This is a genomic window from Ruminococcus intestinalis (assembly GCF_014288065.1).
Taxonomy (GTDB): domain Bacteria; phylum Bacillota; class Clostridia; order Oscillospirales; family Acutalibacteraceae; genus Ruminococcoides; species Ruminococcoides intestinale_A.
This window is the reverse complement of record NZ_JACOPS010000003.1, coordinates 223,788-248,876: the sequence shown is the minus strand read 5'-3', so window position 1 is coordinate 248,876 and position 25,089 is coordinate 223,788. Positions and strand designations below refer to the sequence as shown.

The following is a 25,089-nucleotide window of genomic DNA, read 5'->3' as shown; positions in this document are numbered from 1 at the left end:
ACAGAGGGAATAATTGTATTTAAGTAAATTAAAATTTTGAAAATGCTTTTATGGCTAATCTGAACGGAACTTGTCCGGCTTTCAGAAAAGTGTATTTTATATAAATGCTTTTTGTAAGATATTTTTTGCAAAGAGCGTTGTCCTGCTCTTTAATAAACGCTCTTATTTCTTCAAATTTGTCTTTATAAGTTTTCTCACCGTTTAACAATAAAATGAGTTGGCAGGTACGCAGGTACGAAACTATCTTGTTTGCTCTTGCGTAATCCGAAAGTTCAGGATAATTTTTCTGCACAAAATCCTCAATTAAATCGGCAAAATAAACTATGTCAAGGTATTTATCCGAAAAACTTTGTGTCACAGACGAACCTTCGTGTCTGCAATAATTATATTTGGTAACATTTTTAAAACCGAGTTTTTTGCATTTTTCAAGCGCAAAAAACGAGTAGTAACGGTCTTCGTTAATTTTGTGAGGGGCAGGGAATTGCACCTGCTTACAGATTTCGGCACTGAAAAGTTTTGTATATACGCTTGACTGAATTTTGTTAAGCAAAAACAGCTTTAAAATCTCATCTTTGTCTGAATAAACTTTTATTGAACCGTCGCTTGAATCTTGAACTTTGCCGTCAATAAAGTGAATGGCGCTTTTAATCATTGCTACATCGCAATCGTATTCTTCTACAATGCCGTAAAGTGTTTCGTACATATCCTCATACGGAATATCGTCTGAATCGCAAAAACCGATATAATCACCTTTGGCGGCGGCAATTCCCGCATTTCTGGCGGCGCTTACACCGCTGTTTTTTTGATGAACTATTACAAATCTGCTGTCTTTTTCCGCAATTTTATCGCAAATCTCGGAGGAGCCGTCTGTAGAGCCATCGTCAACAAGGATAAATTCCATATTTTTATATGTTTGGTTAACAAGATGTTCTGCGGTTTTTTCAATAAATTCCGCCGCATTGTAAATAGGAACAATTACGGATATAAGAGGTGAATTCATACTTTACTCCTGTGCATTTATTTTTTCAGCTTTTGTGCAAGTGACATAAGACCTGTTGCGTGTAAAAAGCCCTTTGTTTTGCCCATAAGCTTATTTTTTGCTTTAATCGGAATAACTCTCTTTGTTACTTCGTCAATCGGAAGCCCCTCGTTTACAAGGCGAAAGTATTCCTCTCTTTTTGGGGTGTAGTCAATTGATTTTACGGCATATTTTCCGTCGTATTTTATAAGAGTGTCAAGGTCTGCGTCAAAAACTTCAAGACAGGTTGACGCTTGTTTAAAGAATTTTGCACCTTTTTCACTGTGTGTTATAACTGCAGAATATCCTTTGTCATCGTCCTTTTTGTTAGGAACAAAGCGTGTTATGTTCCAGCAGTCAAACACGGTGATGTCACACATTCTGTCAACTGTTTTGAAGTGGCAGTCATAGCAGGACGGACGGCACGATACATTAAAGAAAAAACTTTTAAGAAACATATCGGTATTAAGTCCCATTTTCTGGGATTTGCCGTTTTCCATATCTATTTTTATCGAAGAACAATGGTAGCCGTAAACCTTACTTCTGAAATTTACGCTTTTAATATTTGATTTGTATTTTTTTGTAAGATAATCACGGTATAATTTCCATACTTTAGGCGACGGAACCGCATGACATACAAAATCCACAGTTACAAGATTATCATACGGCTTTCTGAGATAAGACACAAGTCCGGCACACTGACAGGGTGTACCCGAAAAAAGAACTTTGTCACCCTTGTCAAGCTGTTTTTTTATATTTTTAAATGTATTGCCCATATAGCTCTGAACATACTTTGAGCCTCTGAACTTTACTGCTTCTTCATTTGTTTTTGCGCTATCGTGAACAACATCAAAACATTCATTGTATGCGCCGCCGTAAACTGTGTAGCCGTTATTGATTGCAAAACGGCTTAACGCAGTAAAAGCACCGCCGGACGAACTGTTCATAAGAACTTCCTTGTCATTGATTCGTGAAACAAAGGCTTGCTGTATGCTGTCCTGCGATATTTCTTTTTTTACAGGGCAGACTTTTTCGCATAAGCCACAGTTTATACAGCTGTTCCCATCTACAACAGGGTAGAAGAAGCCCTCGTTGTCCTCTGTCATTGTTATGCAGCTTTTCGGGCAGACACTGCTGCAGGCGGTACAACCGCAACAGTCCTTTTTGTTGTTATTATCAATATTAATCATAATTTACTCCCAATAGAATGCAAGTGCTTTGTCAAGGTAAGCCTTGGATTCGCTGCGGATTTTTTCTATACGGCTGTCAACGCCGTCATAGTCGATTTCGTCTGTGATTGTGTTAAGATTATTGCCGTCAAACATTCTGTGTGTAACGCCGAGGTTCTCGCAGATGCTGTATATTCTTGAGTTCTTTGATGTCTTTGACGAATCGGCATAGCGCTTGAAAATCATAAGTTTTTTGTGATAAATCATAGAGAATACCGAGCCGTGGAAAGAGTCGGTACATACATACTCTGCGCCTCTTATAAGGTTGAGGAATTCTTCCGGACCAACCTCAAACGGAGCATAATCGCCAAATCCGACATCTGCCTTGTTGTAGGTATCCATATGGTGAACGGTAACGATTTTAAGACCTGTAAGCTCGGCAAGTTTTTTTGCCTGCTCTCTGTTTTCTTCGCTTTTGCCGAGAAAATATGCGAATATATACGGCTGATCGTACATTCTCTTAAACTTGATTTCTTCGTCCCACTGTTCTCTGGTGAGCAGCATTACAGGGTCGGCTACAACCTGTGCATCTCTGCCCGTAAGCTCCTTGACGATTTTTTGACCTGCATTTTCTCTTACGCTTATGTAGTTTAAGCGGCTTAAAAATGTTTTGTAAAGTTTTTGCTGTCCCTTTGGAATTTCAGAAACGCCGAAACTTGCGGCATATGAAAACTTTGGAACATTGTCAGGAACAAACATAAGGTTGTGAAAGTTGCCGTTGATTCCGCCCGGACTCCAAAGCTGGTCAGAACCTACAAAAACTCCGTCATATGACGCACCGAGTGCCTCAAGTTCGTCGTGACCTATGCAAGGTTTTGAAAGATTTGTAAAGCGTTCCTTTGAGAACTGCGCAAGTTTTGTGTTGCGCACATCGTTCTGATGCTTTACATCTTTGTGGAACATTAAAATAAAACGCTTTTTGTAGCGTAAAATTCTTTCACTGATAAGAATACGGTTGAAAAACAGCGTCCAGATTTTTGCTTCACGCATAAATTTAAGTGTGAATTTCTTTTTATACTGAATTACCTCGCAGTCAATTCCTCTGTTTTTCATTTCTACGGTAGTTGCATAGCTTTGCAGCTGACTGCCGTAGTTGCGCTGTTTGTAACAGCAGCAAAGTCCGATTTTCTTTTTCATATATATACTCCAAATTTCAATGTTGCTTATATTGCTTTTTCAGTTTTATTATGTTGGGTAACATTAATAAATTATGGTTTATCGCACAAGTTAAGCGAAATAATTAAAAAATTTAGGTCAACCAAACTTTTATTTTTTTAACATATGCTTGATTCTGCCTTTAAGCGAAACAGGAACAAGCGACTTTAATTTTCTTTTTAAACTCGGTTTTACATACAGCTTTTGCATTACATAGCTGTCAAAATCTCCGTCAAAGCCGTCGTAAATTGTATCTCTGCATTCGGGGCGGTGAGATGGAGAGGACAGGTTTTTGTTCATTTGTACTGCCTGCTCAACGGTGGAATCAACGCTTTCAATGCAGTTTTCAAGGGATTTCCAGAGTCTTTTGCCCTTGTCTGTATTTACAAGGACGAGTGAAACTCCGTTTTCCGAATAAAACGACGGATTTATGTATTCAATTCCCCAAAAGTCGGCAAGTGTTATATCACCCTGTCGGTCGCAGTTTGCAAAGCGACAGTTGTAGCAGCCCTCACGATAGGTTTTGCAGTTAAGAAAAGCGTTGTAGTATGGGTCGTCAAATCCGCTTCCGCCTTTGCCGATATTATCGGTTTCAACTTCATAAAACAAACCCCAGCCGTGGCGCTTTTTACTTCTGAAATTGTAGCTTTTTACAGGCTCGCCGAGTTTGTTGCCGAGGTAGCAAAGGTATTTTTCAAAAAGTTTTGGGCTTGGCACACCGTGGCACACAATGTCAACGGTTATGAGATTATCAAAATCCTTGCCGAGGAAAGAACGCAGACCTGCAACCTGACAGCCTGTACCGCTGAAAAGTACATTTCTGCCGCCTTTTAATTCACTTTTTACACGGCTGTAAATGCCGGAAAGGTCGCTCTGAACATATTTTGAACCTTGCAGCTTGTGCAAGTCAGCCTCTTTTTCAACGGCAATGTGTCTTGCAACAAGGTTTTCGTCATATGCACAGCCAAAAACAACTCCGCCCTTTTCAAGAGTGCTCTTTGCAAGCGGAATAAAAATACCGCCAGAAGTGCTTTCTTTGGCCTTTTGCGTGTCACAATATTTTGACGCATAAACATTTTGCACACCGTCAGAGTGGGGAGTGGTCATAACAGGGCAATGCTTAACGCACGCACCGCAGTTTACGCACACGCTCTCATCTACAACGGGATACATAAATCCCTCGTTGTTTTCCTTAAAGGTAATGCATTTTTTGGGGCAAATCTGTTCGCACGCAGTACAACCGCAACAGTCATTGCCGAGTATGCTTATATTGTTCATATTATTCCTCGATTATTTTCTTGAGAATTTCGGCAGAACGGGTGCGTTCCGCATTGATTTTTTGATTAACCGCAGTAAAGTCAATAGGAGTGTCGGCAATTTTAAAATCATCGTAGCTCATAAGTATTCTGTCCTCAAGTCCTGCGGTTGCAAGAATACTTCTGTTGCGTTCGCTGTAAACATTTGGCAGAACATCAACAAATTGAGTGTTCAGACCTATGGCAAACGAAGTGCCGTGGAATGAATCAGTAAGGAAATAGTCGGCATTTTTTATATACCACAAAAATTCCTCAACAGGCGGGCAAAATACAAACTTGCCCGGCTTGAATATATGGTGAAAATAAGGGTTTACCCTTATAAGTTTCATATTTTTTCGTTTTGCAAATTCCTTTGAATATGTCTGAAATTCTTTATTTGGGTGCAGTTGATACACAAGAACATAGCTTTCCTTTTTCTCTTTTTTTGGAAGAGTATCAAGCCAATTCTGCGGTGTCATTAAAAATGTTGGGTCAAGCACCTGCTCGGCATCCACACCGAGAGATTTTGCAAGTTCCACACCGCTTTTTTCACGAATTGTGATGTGGTCATAGCGTTTGAGCCACTTTATAATGTTATCTCTGTCCTCGTCACGCACGGTTTTTGTGCCGAAACAGCCTGCATAAGCAATTTTCTTTTTGTCATCGGGTACAAAAGAAAGAAAATATGCAGGGTCGATAACACCTGTACCCACGGTATTCCACACCTGGTCACTGCCTGTCATATAAATATCAGCCTTTGGCAAATTTTCGGCAAGCTGCTCGGGAGTGTTCCATACCTCGTCTGTGAGTTTCAGCATATTGCTTCTGTAAACATCAAAGCGTTTTGTTGCGGCGTCAAATACAGGCTTTTGCGTTACCTTGTACAAAAGCCTTGTAGCTGCATTTTTATTCCATCTTGAAACGGCAAGGTGGGTTTTAGCCTGATTTTCGGGAAGTTCGTCTGTTCTTATGTAATTTATACACACTGCCTCGTGACCGAGTGCCTCAATTGCCTTTTGTGTGGCAAATGTCTGCAGCACCGAGCCGTAGTTTGACGGTGTGTGTCTTGTAATAAAAGCAACTTTCATTGTTGTTTCCTCAATTATTTTTCTGCTTTGCGTGCCTGTAAGGTTCTTTCAATGTAAAAATTTTGCAGCCAATCGGCTGTTTCCTGAATGTCAAAGCCTGCTTTTACAACCTGACTTTGGCAGTCTGTTCTTTTATATGACGAAAGAATGTCGAGCGCTTTATCCGCCCACTGCTCCGCTGTATTTGCAAGTGAAAATGTAGTTACATTGTCGGTTACGATAGTTTCGGGAGTGATTACATCACTCATAAGTACAGGCAAGCCTGCTGTCTGCGCCTCAATTCCTGTAAGCGGAAGTCCCTCCCACAAAGACGGGAAGAGGAACATATCGTATGCCTGATAAACTCTGTTTGTGTCTTTGCGCACGCCAAGGAAGATTACGCTGTCGTCAATGTTCAGTTCCTTTGCCTTTTGACGGATTTCGTCCTCAAGTCTGCCCTCGCCGCAGAGAGCAAGTACGGTGTTAGGATTCTTTTTGTGAATAACACTAAATATTTCAAGCAGGAAAGTATGGTTCTTCTGCTGCATAAATCTGCCCACATGACCGATTACCGTCTTGTCGCCCACACCGAGTTCTTCACGAACTTCTCTTCTTGTCTTTTCGTCAAATTTAAAGCGGTCGGTTTCAATACCGTTCTTTATAAAACGAACCTTACCGTCTGCAACGGCCTTTTTGCCAAAGCTCCATTCTCCGGCGGGAGTTGAGCACATAAACATATCCGTACAATGCTTTTTAATGAAAAGTTTTTCGTAGCGGAAGAAGAAATATTTTAAATTTACAACCGTCTTAGCGTTGTGGCTGTGGGCAATTCTTGTGGGAATGCCTGCCTTGTGAGCGTATTCGAGCGGCCAGAGGTTCAACTCCTGATGAGCGTGAAGAACCTTGTATTCTGGATGATTTTCAAAAACTTCCATACATTCTCTTTTAAATCCTGCCGTTTTGAGCGGATTAAAAGGCTGTGTGCGGAAAATTTTGCCGCCGTAGCTTTTGATTTCAGGCTCGTAAAAGCCCTCTTGCGGACGGTGAACGAGAAAGTCAAATAAAAGCTGTTCTCTGTCAATGTGTCTGTATAAATTCATTACAAGCGTTTCGATTCCGCCTGTATCCATTAAAACTATGTTATGTAAAACTCTGATTGGCTCCATATTTTACCTCTGCTTTATTTTTGCGTTTGTTTTTCATAGGGATAAGAACTCCGTGCACAAGGCCGATTGAGCTTGTCACAAAACTCTCCGGTAAAACCGTAAACATTTTATATGCGGTTTTCTTTACCTTGTTTCGTGGGTCTTTCCAAAGAGGCTCGTCCGCCCATGGCGACTCACTCTTGAAATTAAGGTATTTGTCAAGCATAGGGTGGAAGTTGTTTTCCATCCACGGACGGGTACCGTCCATAAAGCAGGTGGTAAAGTGAACAATACATGGATTTTTGATTGCATGGGCAACCTCGTTTTCGCTGTAGTATGAGGTTACTCTCTTTACCTTTTTAAGGTTTTTGTATTTAACATAATAAACCATTGAATATGCGTTGTATTCAAGTGGTACAATGAGTTTTTCACTGCTCGGAACGCAAGCGTTGAGCACTGCCTGGTCAACAAAAGAAAGTTGAGAATGTGCGGAAATGTATTTCTTAAATTTTTCTTCTGTGCCGTCCTCTCTGATTTTTTTGAGGTTGAGCATAATGTTGCCTGCGTTAATATAGGTGTCTTCGGGTTTAAGACCGATTTCTGTTTTGTAGTTGTCGCCTATGCACTCAAGCGCACCGGCAACGGTTTTGCCTGTCATATCTGTGTTCCACAACGGCTCAAGCGATGACATTATCATTGTATCGCAGTCAACATGGATAACCTTTTCTACCCATTCGGGGAGGAGACTTGCCTCAAAAAGTCTGCCGAATGTGCTGATGTTCCATCTGCCTATGTCAATACTTGTGCCTGTAAGTTTTTCAATGTCTGCAATCGGCACAAAGTACAGCGGTCTGTTAAATTCAGCGCAAAGCGTTGTGAATTTTTCTTTATTTTTTTCACTGATATTGTTGTCAATTATAAAAACACTAAGCTCTTTGCACTGCTTATTGTTTTTTAGCAGTGAGTAAAGCGATACGCCCGCTATAGGTGCGTAGCTGTCAGAGCTTGAGTAAACTATGTTCATTATACCCTCCGTAAGTAAATGCCGATTAATTATTTAAGATACTTTTCCTCAAATTCTTTGAATGACTGAAGATTTTTGTCTTTGTCGGCAAGAATAAGATTTTCAATACCGCCGATTTCGTCAAACGGCCATTCAACACCGAAGTCAGGGTCGTTGTACATAATGCCGTCATCATATTCACCGTAGAATTTTTCGCCGCACTTGTATGAAACAACGGACGGTTCAAGTACAAGATAGCCGTGTGCAAAATGTTCGGGAACATAAAGTTCGTTCATATTTTCTTCCGAAAGATAAAATCCCTGCCATTTTTTGAAAGTAGGTGAGTCGGGGCGAAGGTCAACTATAACATCAAAAACCTTACCTTTAATGCATCTTACAAGTTTTGCCTGCTCGTGCACACGCTGAAAATGGAGAGCACGGATAACACCCTTGTGAGATACTGTATAGAAAACTTCCGCAAGGTTGTGCTCAAGGCCGTTTGCCTCGAAAACTTCCTTAGAATAATCCTTAATAAATGCGCCTCTTATATCTGTTGCGCAGAAAGGCTTTATAAGATATGCGCCTTCAAAATCTGTTTTGCAAAATTCAAATTTCTGAATCATATATATAAATCTCCTTAATCTTGTTTAGATTAAAAATTTATTATTTAATAATTTAACTGAAAGTGTGTATTAATGCTACACCACATTTAGAACAGAGTATGCAAATAGTGTTACGAATATAAAGGGCGAAAGATAAATTTCGCCCTGATATTTTTAGTCAACAGACTTTATCCTCTCCATAGTAAGCCTTGTGCCCTCTGCAAAGGAAATCTCAGGTTTGAAGTGGCAGTCGGTTTCTATGTCGGTTGTATCAAATGCTTCAAGTGGCATATTTACACCTGTAAACGGTACATCGCCGAAAATCGGTTTTGCGTCGGGTGCAAGCTCATTCTGCATTTCAAGAATGAACTCCTTAAGCGGTCTTGCGTTGCCACTGCCTATTGTGTACTCTTTGTTTGCGATGCCGTATTCGCCGATCGCCTCAAAGGCTCTTGCAACATCGTCTATATAAATGAAATCGTAGTTCTGTGTTGCGGCTGTAAACTGTAAAGGTTCGCCTGCGATGATTTTACGGATTGTAGAGTTTACAAAGCGTGGCGAAAACTCGCCTGCGCCGTAAGCGTTGGTAATTACCGCCCAGCAAAGGTCTATGTCAAGGCTGTTTGCAATCGGCTTGCAGATAGAACGGGCAATGAGCTTGCCTGCACCGTAAATGTACGGCAAGCCGGGTTTGCTTTCCTGTGTGTAAACGGCTGTGTAGGTTTCTTTTTCCATAATAGAACCTGCGTTTACAAACTTTTTGCACTGCATTTTGTCGGCTGTTCTGAGCGCACGAGCTGTCCAAAGTGCGTTTTGCAGCTGAATGTTCTCGTCGCATCTTAACGGGCCTGCCGAGCCTACCCACGCAAAGTGGTAGAAAACATCAACATCTCTGTCCGAAATCTTGTCAAAGAGAGTTTCAATTTCATCAAGCTCGCAGTACACAATTTCAATACCGTCAAGTTTTTTTATGTTATTGATTTTTTCGTTTTTATCTTTTACAACGGCATAAACCTTAACTCCGTCAGCGCAAAGTCTTTTGCATACATTTGAGCCGACAAAGCCGTTTGAGCCTGTTACAATCGCCTTTTTCATCACTAAACCTCTTTTGTTGATGATATATTTAAATTCTGCTTGCTAAAAATTCCTCAATCTGTTTGTCCATACATTTTCTGACATCGCCTTTTTCCATATAACAGCGTGACCATTCAACAGTTTTTTCAACGGCCTCGGTTACATGCCAATGCGGTTTCCAGCCAAATACAGCCTTGAGTTTTGAACAGTCAAGTTTTAAGAAATTCGCTTCGTGTACGGCATTTTTCTCACTTTTGTTTATCCAATTGATTTTGCTGTCGGCGTACTTTACAAACAAGTCAACAAGCTCGCCTGTAGTAACGCAGTCGCACTCATCAGGGCCTACATTGTAGTAGTCGGCAAATTTTATGTCCTCATACTGAGCCTTTGCAATCATAAGATACGCAAACAGCGGTTCAAGCACATGCTGATACGGTCTTGTTGAATGAGGATTACGAACGATTATATCTTCGCCTTTTTCAAGTGCACGAACGCAGTCCGGAATAATTCTGTCGTTTGCAAAATCGCCGCCGCCGATTACATTGCCGGCTCTTGCAGTCGAAATCGCAACTCTGCCGTCGGCAAAGAATGAGTTTTTATAGCTGTGAGTTACAAGCTCCGAACAGCTTTTGCTGTTTGAATACGGGTCAAAGCCGTCGAGCGGCTCGTTTTCACGGTAGCCCCATTGCCACTCCTTATTTTCGTAAACCTTGTCGGTTGTTACATTGAGGAATGATTTTACGCAGTCCGACTGTCTTACACATTCAAGAATGTTTACAGTGCCCATTACATTTGTTTCGTATGTATAGGCAGGCATCTTGTAGCTGTCACGCACAATCGGCTGTGCCGCAAGATGGAGAACAATCTCAGGCTGTGCCTCGTCAAATGTCTTTTTAAGTAAATCAAAATCACGAATATCGCCGATAACGGATTTAATGTCGCCTTCGATATTTGCAATTTCAAATAAATTCGGGTTTGTAGGTGGGTTAAGAGAGTAACCGGTAACCTGTGCGCCCGCATTTGCAAGGATTTTGCAAAGCCAACTGCCCTTAAATCCTGTGTGACCTGTTACAAATACTCTTTTACCTTTATAAAAATTAAGCATTAATCTTTCCATACCTTCCACGGTGCTTTGTTTGTGCTCCAGAGTTTTTCGAGCTTTTCTTTGTCACGAAGAGTGTCCATACACTGCCAGAAACCGTTGTGTTTCCAGCACATAATCTGACCTTCTTTTGCAAGCTGTTCCATAGGCTCACGCTCAAACATAATTGTATCGTCTTTTACATAGTCGAGCACCTTTGGTTCGAGCACCATAAATCCTGCGTTTATCCAACCGGAGTCAATGTCGCTTTTTTCACGGAATGCCTTAACCTCGTTTTCGCTTGAAAGGTCAAGCACGCCGAAACGGCTCTCGGGTTTTACCGCCGACATAGTTGCAAGTCTGCCGTTCTTCTTGTGAAATTCATAAAGAGCATTAATATCGACATCAGACACACCGTCACCGTATGTCATAAAGAAAGGTTCATCGCCTATAAAGCCACGCACTCTCTTAAGTCGACCGCCTGTCATTGTGTTAAGTCCCGTATCAACAACCGTGACCTTCCACTGTTCGGCCCTTTTGTTATGTACGATTATTTTATCGTCCTGTGTAAAATCAAATGTTATGTCCGAAGTATGCAGAAAATAATCCGCAAACCATTCTTTAATTACATGCTGTTTGTATCCTGCGCATATAATAAATTCGTTTACTCCGTAATATGAATAAAGTTTCATAATATGCCACAAAATCGGCATACCGCCTATTTCAACCATAGGCTTTGGCTTGAACTGCGATTCTTCGGAAATTCTTGTTCCAAAGCCACCTGCAAGTAATACAGCTTTCATTGCTTTTCCTCCTTAAACCGCACCTACACGCTTAAATACAGAAATAAATGTTTTGAAAATTATTTTTAAATCAAGTAATACGGAACGGTTCTTTACATAGTAAATTTCCATAGCTCTTCTGCGTGTGTATGTAGTGGCGCTTCTACCGTTTGCAGCCCAAAATCCTGTAAGACCCGGCTTTACGCTGAGCAGCATATCACGGTAGTTACCGTAAATTTTAGTTTCAACATCCATAACGGGGCGAGGGCCTACAACAGAAATATCGCCCTTAAGAATGTTAATAAGCTGTGGAAGCTCGTCAAGACTTGTTTTTCTCATAAATTTTCCTACTTTTGTAACTCGAGGGTCGTTTTCAAGCTTAAAGTTTTTTTCGTATTCGGCTTTTTGTTCGGGTGTGAACTGCTTTATAAGTTCTTCCGCATTTGTTACCATACTTCTGAACTTATAGATTTTTATTGTTTTGCCGCCTTTGCCGACACGCTTGTGCGCAAAGAAAGCAGGACCTTCGCTTGTGGTTTTTATAAGTATGGAAAGAATGATAAAAACAGGTGAAAGAACAATCAAACCGATGAGTGAACATACAATATCGAAAACACGCTTTACAAAATCGTAAATCGGTTTCGGCTTAACTGAATGTGTGTTTGATGCTGCCGCTTTCGATGTGTCGGTAATATTTGCTTTTCCCATAATTGCTTCCGTTTTATCCTCCGTAAATTTTTATCATACCCAATTAATTACCTGTGTAATTAAATAAAATTGCTCTGAAGTATTAAAGATTAGTCTTTGGTTGAACTGCTGTAATATCCGCCGTATCTTGAGTAGTAACCCTTGCCTTTTCTTGTTTCCTGCGGTTTAACTCTGTTAAGAATAACTCCGATGATTTTTGCATCTGTACGCTCGACTGTTTCTACGGTTTTTGCAAGCTCGGGATATGTAGTTGAGTTGTTTCTTGCAACAATTACAACACCGTCCGCTGCCTTAAGAATCGGAACTGCATCGATTACGATGCCGACAGGCGGTGTGTCAAAAATAATGTAGTCGTACTCTTTTTCAGCCGTCTTGATAAGGTCAGCCATAGCCTCACTCGCAAGCAGCTCGGACGGGTTAGGAGGAATTGCGCCGTAGGCAATCGCCTTGAGGTTGTCAATCTTAGTGTCCTTTATAATGTCCTCAAGCGAACACTCGTCATTAAGATAGTTTGTAAGACCGGGTGTAGGCTCAATTTTAAGTGCTGTGTTTACTCTCGGACGGCGAAGGTCGCACTCAACTACAAGCACCTTGGTGGCAACCTGCTGAGCAAGTGCCGACGCAACATTGATAGAGGTTACTGTTTTGCCCTCGCTTTTTGTAGATGATGTAAAAGCTACCTTTTTGCAGCCTTTTTTGAGAATTGAATAAGCTATATTTGTTCTTGCCGCCTTGTAAGATTCACGAACCTGAAAGCCGAGAACATCGGTATCTATTGAACGATCAATTGCTTTGTTTTTCTTCATCTTTTGTTACTCCTTTAAATTATCTGCCGTATCCGTAACGGTCTGCTTTGCTTGCGTTTTTCGGATTTGAAAAATATTCAAAATCAGGAATTGCGGCAAGTATAGGAAGTCCGAGAATTGTAGTCATTTCTTCGTTGTATTTGATTTTAACATCAAGGAAGTCACGAACAAACGAAATAATAAGTGAAATTATAAGACCTGCGGCAAATGCAATAAGAACATTTTTTGTTACATTAGGTGATGTGGGATTCTTCGGAACAGTTGCCTCATCAACAATTTTGAGTTTTGCATTGTCCTTAACATTTGCGATTGTATCAGGTGCGGTCTTAGCAATGGCATCGCCTATATTTTTCGCCTCATACGGACTTGAAGATGTAACAATTGCTTTGAATACCTCTGTGTTTTCAATGCTTTCGAAACTAATCATTGATTTAAGCTGTGATGCAGTGTATTTTTCGTTGAGAGTTTTTGAAACTTCGCTGTAGAATGTATTGGAATCGAGAAGTTCGATATATGTAAGTACAAGGTTTTTAGCGTAGTTTACACTCTGATAGTCCTCTGCGGCGGTTGAGGTTTTGTAGTTTGTTTCAACATAAAGCTTGAGGTTTGATGTGTATGTTTTCGGAATAAAAAATGTTGTTATAAAAAACGATACAGTTGCGAACAAAAGAGATACAACTATGATGAAAACTATATTTTTCTTGATAATTCTTGTTATGTCCTTAAACGATATTTCCATTAAAATGATTCTCCTCCCAGCTTTTACGGCAAACGCAAATGCATTTTCGCAGTTGCAATAATCAACATAAAAGCCGATAATTATTCAAAATATAACATTACTATTATATTTGAAAACAACTTAAAAATCAATACTGCTAAAAGCGGTAAATTTGACGATTTTATATGCGAATAAGAGAATTTTGTACAAATATAACAAAACCTTTGTTATATTTGTTAAATTAAAAAATGCAAAATTTTATTATTTGGTAATTATGTATATATTTTTGAAACAAAAAACAAATAACCGCCACACTAATAAATAAAATTATACAAAAACAAAAATGTTTATCAGCAAAATTTCTACACATACAAAATTGTATGTGTTTAACGAGTTTGCTTTTTTAGTAAAAATGATGTGAACATCAAATACAAATTTATAAAAGGAATAATAAAAACACCCTTTTGATGCAATAATTCAAAAGGGTGCACAAACAGATATGCAGTTTAAAACAAAATTGTATATTATTGAAAATCGAATAATTACAGATTCTTTTCGTATATAAGTCTTAATCCCTCGAGTACAAGGTCGTCGTTTACGGTAATGTCTTTTTTGCAGAACTTTACAATGTGCGGTGCAAATCCGCCTGTTGCAACAAGAGTGCATTTGTGACCCGTTTCCGCTTCAAAGCGGTCGATTACGCCGTCAATCATTGCGGCATTGCCGTAAATTATGCCGCTGCGTATACAGTCGGCAGTATTTGTTCCTATTGCCTTTTGCGGCGCAGAAAAACTGACCGACGGCAAAAGTGCGCATTTTGCGGTAAGTGCGTCAAGTGAAATCTGCACACCCGGCAAAATAACTCCGCCGCAATAAGCCTTGTGCTCGTTCATATAAAGAATGGTTGTGGCAGTGCCCATTCCGATTACGATTACCGGGCAGGGGTACTGTTCTTTTAAAGCAACGCACATACATACAATGTCCGAGCCTACGGCGCCGGGGTTGTCAAGGCGAATGTCAAGACCTGTTTTAATGCCCGGTCCGACAACCAAACTTTCTACATTTGCCACAGTAAAAATAGCTTTTCCGAGCAGATCGGTTACTATGGGTACTACGCTTGAGATTATTGAGCCGTTAATTTCGTTTACATCAACATTGTTTATTCTGAATATAGTATAAAGGTCAACAGCGTAATCGTCGGCGGTTTTACTGCGATTAGTGGAAAATCTTAACTTCATAAGCAGTTTTTCACCTTTGTAAAGTGCAAATTTTATATTTGTATTGCCCACATCCGTGCATAGCAACATAAATATCACCTCATTGTAATTGCTTGGAAAAAAACATCCTGCAACTCTAAATTATATCGTATTTTTCCTTTTGTTTCAACTCTATTTTTAAATCTGTTTTGCTTATGGATGTAAATATTTGCCGCATTTGCGGATTTACTCGAAAAATGAAAAATTGTATTGTTTTTAGACTAAAGATGTTGTATAATAAAATATGCTTTAATTAATATAATGATATAATGAGAAAACAGCGTTTAATTATCTGTTGCTTTTTTTAAGACGGGAGAGTGTATATATGGCAGATAAATACAACTTAGACTATTTTGATGACGACAGAGTTGCGGCTCAACGCAGTCAATACAGGAGAGAATACCGTCAGCCGATGAACAGACCGCCGCAAAACGGCAGAGGGCCTGTACCTAATAATCGAAATAATGTGCATCGCAAGCCGCCTAAAAGAAAAAGATTCAGCAGAAGACTTAGAAACCGCATTATTATTGTAAGTGTTGGAATACTTATATTAATACTTATAATCACAATGATTTCTTCAATGTTCAGAGCCTGTACCGGTTCGGACAAAAAAGTTGACAATAATTCCGATAAAACAATACCTCCTACACAGGCAGCAACCACTCAACCCGCAACACAAGCAGCAAACGCAGCGGCACTTAATTTTGTTACGCCTAATATTCAGGACGATAACACAACAGGATATATGGGTACAAACGCTTACATCTGGAACGGCGCCGCATATGAGCTTTTCGGCGGCGATGAATACAGAGCACAGCTTTATGCCGATTCAATCAACAGCTATCAGCAGAAGTTAAGCGGAATTAAGGTTTACAATATGGTTGTTCCCAACCATACGGAAATGGGACTTCCGCAAAGACTTAAAAACAGCTCCGCTCCGTCGGATTCACAGGCAGAGAACATCAAGCAGATTTATTCAAAGCTAAACAGCTCTGTAACACCGATAAATGCTTACAACAAAATTGCCGAGCACTGCAACGAATATGTTTATTACAATTCCGACCACCACTGGACAGGACTTGGCGCATATTACGCATATACAGCGTTTGCGGAGGCAACAAATCAGGCTGTTCTTGATTTAAGCACTTGCACGGAAAATAAAATTGAGGGCTTTACGGGTTCGTTTGCAAACACAAATGACGGACTTACAACCGATACCGTAAGCTATTGGACATTCCCTTATAATGTTACAATGGATGTTACGGATTCAAACGGCACTACATCAAACTACGATTCGCCTTATTATCAGTATGCGGAGGCGGGTTCAAATACATACAGTTTATTTATTATGGGCGACAATCCGCTCACGGTTTTACATTCCGATTCCGAAAACGGTACGGGCAAGAAGATTGCCGTTGTCAAAGAAAGCTACGGCAACGCATTCTCACCGTATCTTACAAATAATTATTCCGAAGTTCATATTATAGATTTCAGATATTTCGGACAGAATCTTGCAGACTACTGCAAGCAGAACGGCATTACAGAGGTTCTTTACCTCAACGGCATTATGAGTGCAAATACTCAGGTACAGCTCGACAGTATGGACGGCTTACTGAATTAATTGTTGATTTTTATTTGAATTAAGAAAGGAGGCAGCGGCAATGCTTGCGGAAAATGTAAGAGTAAATGTGTTTGGCAAGGTCGGAAAAGGTTTTTTCTCCGCCTATGTTTCGGGCAATTCCTTTTCAAACAAAAGCGCTTATCTTGTTACACGCAAGGACAGAGTTGAAGAATACTTTGACGGTGTGGTTATTGCCGTTGCCAAATTTGAGGGACTCAAGGGCGATAAATTCATAGTCGCTCCGTACGGAGAGATTTATTACGAGCCGGAGCTTAAAAAAATACTTGCCCGCTTGCGTAATGTAAAAGTGGAGAGTATAAGCTGTCTTTACGAAAAATCCTGCGGTGCGGTGATTTTTTACCGCAACAAGCAGAATACAAAGGTATTGCTTGTGAAGAACAGCAACGGCAGATATTGGAGTTTTCCGAAAGGTCATATAGAAAACGACGAAAACGAGCAGGAAACCGCTTTGAGAGAAATCAAAGAGGAAACAGGGCTTGATGTTACCCTTGCAAAGGGATTTAGAGAAATCAGCGAGTATTGCCCGTTCGGCAAAATTCGCAAGCGGGTAGTGTTCTTCCTTGCACAGGCGTTTACCGACAGCGTAAAAATTCAGGAAGAAGAAATCGACAGTTACATCTGGGTTGACCTTCAGCAGGCACGAAAACTTTGCACATATGACAACGATTTAAGAATTATAGAAAAAGCCGAAACCGCAATACATTTAATGAGAAATTAATTTGAAATCCGTTTCATATATATAATCGGGTGATTATATATGAAACGGATTATTTTATTGCTTATTTCTGCTTTTGTGCTTGCCTGTTCGGTTATGACGATTGTCGGCGGAAAGGAAACCGGTAATTTTATAAAGTATGCGGAATTTAATGTTACGGCAGACGCTCTGCAAAAAGCCGTCAGTTACGATGTTTCTTCACAGTCGGAAGATACCAAACTGAATTATATAGAAATTTTATCGTACCTCGGCGCAAAATACGGCGGCGATTTTTCAAAATACAAGCAAAGCGATATGGATAACCTCTGCGAAAAGCTGAAAGACGGCAAAACAATAGCCGAACTTACCAAAGATATGAAATACTATACATATTATTATAATGTGTACACGGCAGTGCTGAACGGTATGGTTGGAAATTTTGAGGAAGAACAGTCTGACGGCAGTATAAAGCAGGACTACGGAGTGCGGTGGTTTTCGCCGATTGCAAAGACTTTTCCGTATTCGCATTACGATGACTTCGGTGCAAAGCGGACATTCGGATACACAAGACCGCATTTGGGGCACGACCTGATGTCGGCAGTCGGCACACCCGTTATAGCCGTTGAATCGGGCAAGGTAGAGTGTCTCGGCTGGAACAGATACGGCGGCTGGCGAATCGGCATACGCTCGCTTGACAATAAAAGGTATTGGTATTATGCGCATTTGCGGCAGAACCGCCCGTATGCCGAAAACCTCAAGGAGGGCGATACGGTTACGGCAGGCGATGTTATAGGCTATGTGGGCAGAACAGGATACAGCGATACCGAAAACATAAACGGAATTACCGAAAGCCATCTTCATATAGGGCTTGAGCTTGTTTTTGACGAAAGCCAAAAGGAAAGCGACAACGAAATATGGGTGGATATGTACGCACTCATAAGTACCCTTGAACAGCATAAAAGCTCAACCGTCAGAAACAGTGAAACAAAAGAGTTTAAAAGAGAGTTTTCTTTTAAAGAAATTAGTTGATAATGCCAAAATTCGAGGACAGCAATTATATTTGCTTTAATTTCATTGACTGTACCATAAAAATAATGTAAAATAAACAGTAATCGCCCTCACCAAAAGCGGTGAGGGTATTTTATGGTGTGCAAATCCCGACAATTATTATATTGCGTTCAGAGCAATGAATTGTCAGGTTAAAAAGGATATATAACGCTTGATTTTGCACTTATTTTATAGAATATTTGGGGGTATACAGATTGGTTTTTTCAAGCCTTGTATTTATGTTTGCGTATCTGCCGCTTACTTTGCTCATATATTACATTGTGCCGAGAAAAGGCAGAAACATTTTTCTGTTCTTTATAAACCTTTTGTTCTACGGTTGGGGCGAGCCGAAACTTATCGTGCTTATGCTCATAAACATAGCCGTAAACTACATAGGCGGATACCTTGTAGATAAATTTAAAGATGACCCGAAAAAGCGGAAACTTGTGCTGATACTTACCTGCGTTATCGACATAGGTACACTTGCGGTGTTTAAGTACACGGGAATGATTGTGGAAACCGTTAATATGCTGCCGTTCCTGAATCTGCCGACTCCGCAGATTTCTTTGCCGATCGGCATCAGCTTCTATACATTCCAGACAATGAGTTATGTAATTGATGTTTACAGAGGCGATGCGCCCGTATCCAAAAATCCGATTAACTTCGGTACATATGTAGCGCTTTTTCCGCAGTTGATTGCAGGTCCTATCGTTCGTTACCGTGATGTTGCCGAACAGCTCACAAACAGAAAAGAAACCTTGGACGAGTTTACAAAGGGTGTAAATCTGTTTATAATCGGTCTTGGCAAGAAAGTTTTGATTGCAAATCAGATGGGTAATCTTAGCACGGCAATGTTTGCTACCACTGACGAGAACGGCGTTGTCGGCACTTGGGTAGGAATTATAGCCTACAGCTTTCAGCTTTATTTTGACTTTTCGGGCTATTCCGATATGGCTTGCGGTCTCGGCAATATGCTCGGCTTTGAGTTTCTTAAGAACTTTAACTACCCGTACATTTCTAAATCCGTTACGGAATTTTGGAGAAGATGGCATATTTCACTTTCAACATGGTTTAAGGAATATGTTTATATTCCGCTCGGCGGTAACAGAAAAGGTGCGAAAAGACAGATACTTAACCTTATTATCGTATGGGGACTTACGGGTATTTGGCACGGTGCGTCATGGAACTTTGTATTGTGGGGACTTTACTACGGCGTTTTGCTTATTTTTGAAAAATTTGTTTTCAAAAAGGTTCTCGACAAACTGCCGTCGGCAATTCAGCATATCTACACAATGTTTATAGTAGTTATCGGCTGGGGACTTTTCTACTTTACAGATATGAGCAAGCTCGGTACATTCCTCGGAGATTTGTTTAACTTCGGCAACGGTATCTGCGGAGAGCAGGCTTTAAATCTTATACTTTCATATTTGCCGCTTATCATTGCAGCGGCTGTTGCAAGCACACCGCTTGCGGCAAAGCTTTATGCAAAGGTACAGAATACAAAGTATATCGGTTTTGCTCAGACCGCATTTGTTGCAATTGTGCTTGTACTTTGCACAGCCTCGCTTGTAAATCAGAGCTATAACCCGTTCCTATATTTCAGATTTTAACGGCAGGAAAGGAGAGTCTTTATGAAATATGCAGCAAAACATTCAGCAAAACATATGGAATCATCAAAGCCTGTCTGCCGCCATCTGCCGAGCTTTGTGTTTATACTTTTTATATTCGGCTTTGCAATTTGGTTTTTGATAAATCCAAAAGCAGATTACAGCTCAAGCGAAAAGAGATATTTGCAGAAATTTCCGACAGTGTCGGTAAATTCTGTGCTTGACGGCAAATTCGGCACTGATTTTGAAAAATATTTTGCCGACCATTTTCCTATGCGTACCCAATGGGTAGGCGCAAACGCATACTTTAATCTTTCGGTTGGCAACAACGGTGCTGACGGAGTGTATAACTGTAAGAACGGCTACCTTATAAATAAGCCGATACTTGATACCGACACACTTGAGAGCAATGTGCAGACAATTGCAGATTTTGCGAAATCAGTCGATGTTCCCGTAACGGTAACACTTGTGCCTTCAACAGGCTACATCGCAAATGATGTTCTTCCTGCGGTTCACGATACATATACAGATGACGAAAAAATCGAGAACGCACAGAAAGTGCTTACCGAAAACGGTGCGGATTTTGTGGATTTGCGTTCCGCATTCAAAAATGCCTATGCAAACGGCACGCAGCTTTACTACAAAACCGACCATCATTGGACAACGGCAGGTGCATATACGGGTTATACGGAAATATGCAAGTCGCTCGGAATAACCCCTGCCGACAAGAGCCTGTTTACGGTCGAAAAGTACAACGATTTCTACGGCACAACCTATTCAACAAGCGGTTTTTGGCTCACACAGCCGGATACCATTGAAATTTGGAACAATAAAAATAACACCGAAAAGAATATCAGCGTAGAGATTATTGAGGGCGACGAAAAACAGGATTACCACTCAATGTATTTCTACAATCATCTTAAAGAGGACGATAAATACCCTGTATTCATAGACGGAAACCACGCAATGACAAGAATTAAGAATACAAATGCCGCAGGAGGAAAAATTATCCTTGTAAAGGACAGCTTTTCACATTGTCTTGCGCCGTTCCTTGCAGAAAATTACAGTGAGGTAATACTCGTCGATATGCGTTATTACAAAAACAGCATTTCAGAACTTGCACAGCAGGAAAAACCCGATAATATCCTGGTGCTCTACGGCATAGATAACCTTGCAACCGATACCGACATTGCGTGGCTGTCGTAAAATGATTAATAGCGGTAAAATTGACACTCGGCTTTTTAGTCGGGTGTTTATTTTTGCGTGGATAAATTTTAATATTTTTAGTATAAAATTGTTGTTTTATGAAATATTTATGCTATAATGATTTCAGTGAAATATAAGAACTAAAGGCGGTGAGGGTAATTAACAGCGTAGGAAGAAATATATTTAAAGCTATTCATGAGGGCAAGTGGCTTTATATAGAGTATAAAAACAAAAGTGATACAAAAAGTAACGAGATTTTGCTAAGCTATCATTATCGCTGTAATAAAGCTATAATAGATTTCAGCAATAAAAAATATTATAATAATAAACTGAAAATTAAAACAGTATCTCAAAGCACACAGCCCCTGACATTTGTTGATATTCAACCAGAAAATCCAGCGAACCCAGAAAATCCTGATTCGGGAAAAGATAATAATACAGGTAACAATTCTGGTTCGGAAACAAATGAAAATGGAGGAGAAAAGATAGAATCTGTTTCAACAGGAGACGAATCTGCAGTTGGATTTTGGAGCCTAATGGCTGTAATCATGGTAAGTATAGTGATGTGTATGGCATTTACAAAAATAAGACGTAAAAAGCAGAGAAATTAAGGAGCCACATAAGTGTTCAGAAAAAAGTATAAAGTAGTATTAAAAGTAGTAGTATTAGCAATTGTTCTTGGAGTTCTATTAAATGCTTGTAGTAAAAGACAAACAGTAACCGAGGAATATAATACAATAAGTGATTTGGCGTATTCTGAAAAATGTAAAATTGAACCAATCATATATATTGAAGAAAAAACAGGATTTGTTCCATATATTGTATTAACTAATGATTATAATGGTAAAACACTTTTGTTAAGAAAAGAAATTCTTCCAGAGAATAGAAGAGTTAGTGATTATTCGGCTTACTATGAAGAAAGCGAAATTGATAATTACTTAATGGGAGAGTTTTTTGATAATTTACCTATTCAAACTCGTTGCTTAATTCAAGATTCGGAAATAGAGATTTTAGATGAACGATGCTTGAATCAAATAGATGATAGCGTGATAACTATTGTAAGAAAAGTGTTTTTGTTGTCTTTTACTGAACTTCGATATAAAAAAAATGGGCATGTCGGAGTTGAAGGGGTGCCATTGTTGTATTTTAAAGATAATAAGAATCGTTTTGCTACTATGAATAATGGAAAGTTTACTGTAAGTTGGTGGTTAAGAAGTGCGGATTCTACATATGATTCTTGTGTATATGCAGTAGGACCGGAAGGTGAAATTGGAAGCACGAATGCATGCAATATGAATGGCATCAGGCCAGCATTTTGTGTTGACGGTAAGCAAGAAATATATAAAGAAGAGGGCAGATATATTTTAAAATAACATAACTTATTTATATTAAAGTGATTATGTTATTTTGAAAGAATTATTGAAATTCATTTGCCTGTGCTATCTAAACGTTAAATGGCTACATTTTATTACTTAGTTTGATAAGTCATAATTTATCAATATTACCAATAATTAGGATACAACAAAAAATCCGACAATAGTTTTTACTACTGTCGGATTTTTGATTGTTAAACTTATTCTTCTGTAATATCTTCGGCTTTTTTCGGGATAAAGTTATTTAAAAAACTTGCTTTTTTGCCTCTGTTCTTGAGATAAATAAAGCCGAGTCCGTTAAAAACAACTGCACCGACAAAGTTTACCATCAAATCTTTCATTGTATCAATAAGACCGATGTCGAGGTAGCCGTTGATGCCGAGGTCTTTGCCGTTTACGGTTGTAGATGCTATTCCGCTTATATGGGTAACGGCGTTTGTATCGTTGCCCGAAAGCAGGGTAGAGTTGATTGTTGTGACGATTGTGTCTTTCTGCATATCTTTGCCGAGAAAAGTGTCAACACCAAACTCGAAAAATTCCCAAACTGTACCTGCCGTCATTGAAAAGCAGAACGAAAACAGGCATACGAAAATAGGGGAAAGGTTAAATTTAACCTTTTTACTGCGGTTCAAAATATCGGTAAGTCCGAATCCCACGCCTGCGCAGATAAAACCGTTCAGCGTATGAAGAATTGTGTCGAGAAAAGGTATTTTTTCATAGAATGAACCGATTTCACCGAGAATATTTGCCGAGAATACAAACAGTATCATAAAGGTTTCAAGCACGCTCGGCAGTTCTATGTGAAGACTGCGGTCAATGAACGACGGAATCAACATAAGTATAAATGTAAGTCCGCAAGTCATTGCGCTTTCGTATTTGCCGCGGATGATGTTGAGAACAAATATAAATATAATTACAAGCCTTAGTATAAAGTAAAGTGCGGTAAGCTCCTTGTTTTGCTTAACACTGATAAGCAAAGTATGCGGCTTTTTTGCCTTTTGTGCCTTGTTTTTATTTTTTTTCACTCGTTTCACCTCTTAAAATTTTGTCATACATTATTATATGTAAGTGTTGATGTTTATTTTCTAAAAAGATTCTGTTTTAAATTTTGGGTATATTATTCAGCAAGCTGTTTTGCCAAGCAATTATAAAGGTTTGACCTAAATTTTTAAATCATTTCGCTTAACTCGTGCGCTAAATCAAATTTACTCCGACTTTTGATAAGGAATCTAAAAATAAGGCAGTCCGATTTATTTATTCTCGGACTGCTTTTTGTTAAGATTTTTGCTCTGCGTCCTGTTTTTCGGCAAGCTCTTTATTAAGTTCCTCTTTTGCTACAGCAAGCATAAGCTTGATTCTGTTTTCCTGGTTTACCTTTGGCGCACCCGGGTCGTAGTCTATTGTAACAATGTTTGCTTTCGGGTTTACTTCCTTGATTCTGCGGATAGCGCCCTTGCCGTTGATGTGGTTCGGCAGACAGCCGAAGGGCTGTGTGCAAACAATGTTTTCGTAGCCTGTTTCGGCAAGCTCAAGCATTTCTGCGGTAAGTAACCAACCCTCGCCCATTTTGCTACCGTATCCGATAATGCCCTTTACAAGCTGTTTTGTATGAGCGTATTCGTGCGGCGGAACGAAGTTATATTTCTTTGCCGATTCAATCATAAGTGCTTCGAGTTTTGTGAGGTAGTCAAGCAGCATTTTACAAAATGTGGATTTAATCTTTGCGCCGCCGTAAAGTTTGGCGTCCTCAATTCGGTTGTCAACCTTAAATGAAGCAAAGCCCATAAGACCCGGCACACAAACCTCGCAGTCCTGTGAAGCCAAAAAATCCTCAAGTCCGTTATTCGCCATTTTGGAATATTTTACATAAATTTCGCCTACGATGCCGACTTTAACCTTTGGCACTTTATTAAGCTTAATTTCCGAAAAAGATTTTGTGATTTTATCAAGATTTTCGTCAATTTCTTCAAGCGTATAGCCGTTGCCCTCGATAAGCATTTTAGAAATCTTATCGCTCCAATCGGCAACAAGCGCCATACTTTCGCCTTTATTTACCTCATAAGGCTTTGTCTGGTTAGAAAGGAGCATAAGCTGATCGCCGTAAACAAGACCGCCGACAAATCTTCTGATAAGCGGAAGTGTGAGCGAAAAACCGCTGTTCTTTTCCATACCGAAAGAAAGCGAGATTACGGGTACAAACTCAAAACCTGCTTTTTTAAGCGCTTTTCTTAACAGGAAGATATAGTTTGAGGCACGACAGCCGCCGCCTGTTTGGGTAATCATAAGCGCTGTTTTATGCACATCGTATTTGCCACTCTGTAAAGCGTGTATAAACTGTCCGATTACAAGGAGAGCAGGGTAACAGGTGTCGTTATGAACATATTTAAGACCTGTCTGTGCAATTTCAGGGCCGCAGGTGTCGAGAAGTTCCGACTTGTAGCCGTAGTAGTTAAAAACATTCTGAAGTATATTGAAATGAATAGGTGCCATATTCGGCATAAGGATTGTGTATTCCTTTTTCATTTCTTTTGTAAAAAGCAAACGACCTGTTTTGCTGTCATATTTAAGTTCAGCCATTTAA

24 protein-coding genes are annotated in these 25,089 nt (G+C 39.8%); 7 read left to right on the top strand and 17 right to left on the bottom strand.

The window, feature by feature from the left end:
• Positions 1-28: 28 nt before the first annotated feature.
• The 15 genes from H8R91_RS08085 to H8R91_RS08015 all read right to left on the bottom strand — a co-directional run bounded on the left by H8R91_RS08085 (position 29) and on the right by H8R91_RS08015 (position 14,990).
• On the bottom strand, positions 29-1,000 hold the full coding sequence (locus tag H8R91_RS08085) for a glycosyltransferase family 2 protein (protein WP_186935583.1): 972 nt from the start codon (positions 998-1,000) through the stop codon (positions 29-31).
• 17 nt (positions 1,001-1,017) lie between these two features.
• Positions 1,018-2,208, bottom strand: a complete 1,191-nt coding sequence (locus H8R91_RS08080; RefSeq protein ID WP_186935582.1) for a Coenzyme F420 hydrogenase/dehydrogenase, beta subunit C-terminal domain — start codon at positions 2,206-2,208, stop codon at positions 1,018-1,020.
• Positions 2,209-2,211: 3 nt separating this feature from the next.
• On the bottom strand, positions 2,212-3,384 hold the full coding sequence (locus H8R91_RS08075; RefSeq protein WP_186935581.1) for a polysaccharide pyruvyl transferase family protein: 1,173 nt from the start codon (positions 3,382-3,384) through the stop codon (positions 2,212-2,214).
• Positions 3,385-3,513: 129 nt separating this feature from the next.
• Positions 3,514-4,680 carry a Coenzyme F420 hydrogenase/dehydrogenase, beta subunit C-terminal domain gene (locus H8R91_RS08070; RefSeq protein WP_186935579.1) on the bottom strand — a complete coding sequence of 389 codons (1,167 nt, stop codon included), beginning with the start codon at positions 4,678-4,680 and terminating at the stop codon, positions 3,514-3,516.
• Between the two features lies 1 nt (position 4,681).
• Positions 4,682-5,785, bottom strand: coding sequence for a polysaccharide pyruvyl transferase family protein (locus H8R91_RS08065; protein ID WP_186935578.1), 1,104 nt, complete (start codon positions 5,783-5,785; stop codon positions 4,682-4,684).
• Between the two features lie 14 nt (positions 5,786-5,799).
• On the bottom strand, positions 5,800-6,930 hold the full coding sequence (locus tag H8R91_RS08060) for a glycosyltransferase family 1 protein (RefSeq protein WP_186935576.1): 1,131 nt from the start codon (positions 6,928-6,930) through the stop codon (positions 5,800-5,802).
• Positions 6,905-7,933 (bottom strand): glycosyltransferase family 8 protein, encoded by a 1,029-nt coding sequence (locus tag H8R91_RS08055; protein WP_186935575.1) that lies wholly within the window; start codon positions 7,931-7,933, stop codon positions 6,905-6,907. Before H8R91_RS08055 ends, H8R91_RS08060 begins: the two co-directional genes overlap by 26 nt.
• Before the next feature lie 29 nt (positions 7,934-7,962).
• Positions 7,963-8,535: a dTDP-4-dehydrorhamnose 3,5-epimerase gene (gene rfbC / locus H8R91_RS08050; RefSeq protein ID WP_186935574.1), complete on the bottom strand. Its 573-nt coding sequence runs from the start codon at positions 8,533-8,535 to the stop codon at positions 7,963-7,965.
• Between the two features lie 153 nt (positions 8,536-8,688).
• The gene (locus H8R91_RS08045) at positions 8,689-9,609 is read right to left on the bottom strand and encodes an NAD-dependent epimerase/dehydratase family protein (RefSeq protein WP_186935573.1); all 921 of its coding nucleotides are present in this window, start codon (positions 9,607-9,609) and stop codon (positions 8,689-8,691) included.
• A gap of 28 nt (positions 9,610-9,637) precedes the next feature.
• On the bottom strand, positions 9,638-10,705 hold the full coding sequence (gene rfbG, locus H8R91_RS08040) for a CDP-glucose 4,6-dehydratase (RefSeq protein ID WP_186935571.1): 1,068 nt from the start codon (positions 10,703-10,705) through the stop codon (positions 9,638-9,640).
• Positions 10,693-11,472, bottom strand: a complete 780-nt coding sequence (rfbF, locus tag H8R91_RS08035) for a glucose-1-phosphate cytidylyltransferase (protein ID WP_186935570.1) — start codon at positions 11,470-11,472, stop codon at positions 10,693-10,695. The genes rfbG and rfbF overlap by 13 nt, the downstream gene beginning before the upstream one ends.
• Positions 11,473-11,484: 12 nt before the next feature.
• Positions 11,485-12,159, bottom strand: coding sequence for a sugar transferase (locus H8R91_RS08030; protein ID WP_186935568.1), 675 nt, complete (start codon positions 12,157-12,159; stop codon positions 11,485-11,487).
• Between the two features lie 89 nt (positions 12,160-12,248).
• On the bottom strand, positions 12,249-12,965 hold the full coding sequence (locus H8R91_RS08025) for a CpsD/CapB family tyrosine-protein kinase (protein ID WP_186935566.1): 717 nt from the start codon (positions 12,963-12,965) through the stop codon (positions 12,249-12,251).
• 19 nt (positions 12,966-12,984) lie between these two features.
• Entirely contained in the window at positions 12,985-13,704 is a 720-nt protein-coding gene (locus H8R91_RS08020) for a YveK family protein (RefSeq protein WP_186935564.1), read from the bottom strand.
• Between the two features lie 521 nt (positions 13,705-14,225).
• A complete protein-coding gene (locus tag H8R91_RS08015; RefSeq protein WP_022234693.1) occupies positions 14,226-14,990 on the bottom strand; it encodes a type III pantothenate kinase in 765 nt (254 codons plus the stop codon).
• 274 nt (positions 14,991-15,264) lie between these two features.
• On the opposite strand from H8R91_RS08015, the gene H8R91_RS08010 reads away from it, so the two are divergent.
• The 7 genes from H8R91_RS08010 (at position 15,265) to H8R91_RS07980 (ending at position 22,508) form a co-directional block, all read left to right on the top strand.
• A complete protein-coding gene (locus H8R91_RS08010; RefSeq protein WP_186935562.1) occupies positions 15,265-16,560 on the top strand; it encodes a DHHW family protein in 1,296 nt (431 codons plus the stop codon).
• A gap of 40 nt (positions 16,561-16,600) precedes the next feature.
• Positions 16,601-17,299: a bis(5'-nucleosyl)-tetraphosphatase gene (locus H8R91_RS08005; RefSeq protein WP_022234695.1), complete on the top strand. Its 699-nt coding sequence runs from the start codon at positions 16,601-16,603 to the stop codon at positions 17,297-17,299.
• Between the two features lie 39 nt (positions 17,300-17,338).
• Positions 17,339-18,304, top strand: coding sequence for a M23 family metallopeptidase (locus H8R91_RS08000; RefSeq protein WP_186935561.1), 966 nt, complete (start codon positions 17,339-17,341; stop codon positions 18,302-18,304).
• A 233-nt stretch (positions 18,305-18,537) separates the two neighbouring features.
• Complete coding sequence (locus H8R91_RS07995; protein WP_186935559.1) at positions 18,538-19,932, top strand: MBOAT family O-acyltransferase; 1,395 nt, start codon at positions 18,538-18,540, stop codon at positions 19,930-19,932.
• Between the two features lie 21 nt (positions 19,933-19,953).
• Entirely contained in the window at positions 19,954-21,135 is a 1,182-nt protein-coding gene (locus tag H8R91_RS07990; RefSeq protein ID WP_186935557.1) for a DHHW family protein, read from the top strand.
• A gap of 149 nt (positions 21,136-21,284) precedes the next feature.
• On the top strand, positions 21,285-21,746 hold the full coding sequence (locus H8R91_RS07985) for an AAA domain-containing protein (RefSeq protein ID WP_186935555.1): 462 nt from the start codon (positions 21,285-21,287) through the stop codon (positions 21,744-21,746).
• A 12-nt stretch (positions 21,747-21,758) separates the two neighbouring features.
• Positions 21,759-22,508, top strand: coding sequence for a DUF6273 domain-containing protein (locus H8R91_RS07980; protein ID WP_186935553.1), 750 nt, complete (start codon positions 21,759-21,761; stop codon positions 22,506-22,508).
• A gap of 200 nt (positions 22,509-22,708) precedes the next feature.
• Here the strand turns inward: H8R91_RS07980 and H8R91_RS07975 are convergent, their stop codons facing one another.
• Both H8R91_RS07975 and H8R91_RS07970 read right to left on the bottom strand, forming a co-directional pair.
• Positions 22,709-23,533, bottom strand: a complete 825-nt coding sequence (locus H8R91_RS07975; RefSeq protein WP_186935552.1) for a DUF2238 domain-containing protein — start codon at positions 23,531-23,533, stop codon at positions 22,709-22,711.
• 250 nt (positions 23,534-23,783) lie between these two features.
• Entirely contained in the window at positions 23,784-25,085 is a 1,302-nt protein-coding gene (locus tag H8R91_RS07970; protein WP_186935550.1) for a 2-hydroxyacyl-CoA dehydratase, read from the bottom strand.
• Between the last annotated feature and the right edge of the window lie 4 nt (positions 25,086-25,089).

Coding starts and splice junctions, on each gene's coding strand:
- H8R91_RS08085 (WP_186935583.1), bottom strand. CDS start 1,000: ATGAATTCACCTCTTATATCCGTAATTGTTCCTATTTACAATGCGGCG.
- H8R91_RS08080 (WP_186935582.1), bottom strand. CDS start 2,208: ATGATTAATATTGATAATAACAACAAAAAGGACTGTTGCGGTTGTACC.
- H8R91_RS08075 (WP_186935581.1), bottom strand. CDS start 3,384: ATGAAAAAGAAAATCGGACTTTGCTGCTGTTACAAACAGCGCAACTAC.
- H8R91_RS08070 (WP_186935579.1), bottom strand. CDS start 4,680: ATGAACAATATAAGCATACTCGGCAATGACTGTTGCGGTTGTACTGCG.
- H8R91_RS08065 (WP_186935578.1), bottom strand. CDS start 5,785: ATGAAAGTTGCTTTTATTACAAGACACACACCGTCAAACTACGGCTCG.
- H8R91_RS08060 (WP_186935576.1), bottom strand. CDS start 6,930: ATGGAGCCAATCAGAGTTTTACATAACATAGTTTTAATGGATACAGGC.
- H8R91_RS08055 (WP_186935575.1), bottom strand. CDS start 7,933: ATGAACATAGTTTACTCAAGCTCTGACAGCTACGCACCTATAGCGGGC.
- rfbC (WP_186935574.1), bottom strand. CDS start 8,535: ATGATTCAGAAATTTGAATTTTGCAAAACAGATTTTGAAGGCGCATAT.
- H8R91_RS08045 (WP_186935573.1), bottom strand. CDS start 9,609: ATGAAAAAGGCGATTGTAACAGGCTCAAACGGCTTTGTCGGCTCAAAT.
- rfbG (WP_186935571.1), bottom strand. CDS start 10,705: ATGGAAAGATTAATGCTTAATTTTTATAAAGGTAAAAGAGTATTTGTA.
- rfbF (WP_186935570.1), bottom strand. CDS start 11,472: ATGAAAGCTGTATTACTTGCAGGTGGCTTTGGAACAAGAATTTCCGAA.
- H8R91_RS08030 (WP_186935568.1), bottom strand. CDS start 12,159: ATGGGAAAAGCAAATATTACCGACACATCGAAAGCGGCAGCATCAAAC.
- H8R91_RS08025 (WP_186935566.1), bottom strand. CDS start 12,965: ATGAAGAAAAACAAAGCAATTGATCGTTCAATAGATACCGATGTTCTC.
- H8R91_RS08020 (WP_186935564.1), bottom strand. CDS start 13,704: ATGGAAATATCGTTTAAGGACATAACAAGAATTATCAAGAAAAATATA.
- H8R91_RS08015 (WP_022234693.1), bottom strand. CDS start 14,990: ATGTTGCTATGCACGGATGTGGGCAATACAAATATAAAATTTGCACTT.
- H8R91_RS08010 (WP_186935562.1), top strand. CDS start 15,265: ATGGCAGATAAATACAACTTAGACTATTTTGATGACGACAGAGTTGCG.
- H8R91_RS08005 (WP_022234695.1), top strand. CDS start 16,601: ATGCTTGCGGAAAATGTAAGAGTAAATGTGTTTGGCAAGGTCGGAAAA.
- H8R91_RS08000 (WP_186935561.1), top strand. CDS start 17,339: ATGAAACGGATTATTTTATTGCTTATTTCTGCTTTTGTGCTTGCCTGT.
- H8R91_RS07990 (WP_186935557.1), top strand. CDS start 19,954: ATGAAATATGCAGCAAAACATTCAGCAAAACATATGGAATCATCAAAG.
- H8R91_RS07970 (WP_186935550.1), bottom strand. CDS start 25,085: ATGGCTGAACTTAAATATGACAGCAAAACAGGTCGTTTGCTTTTTACA.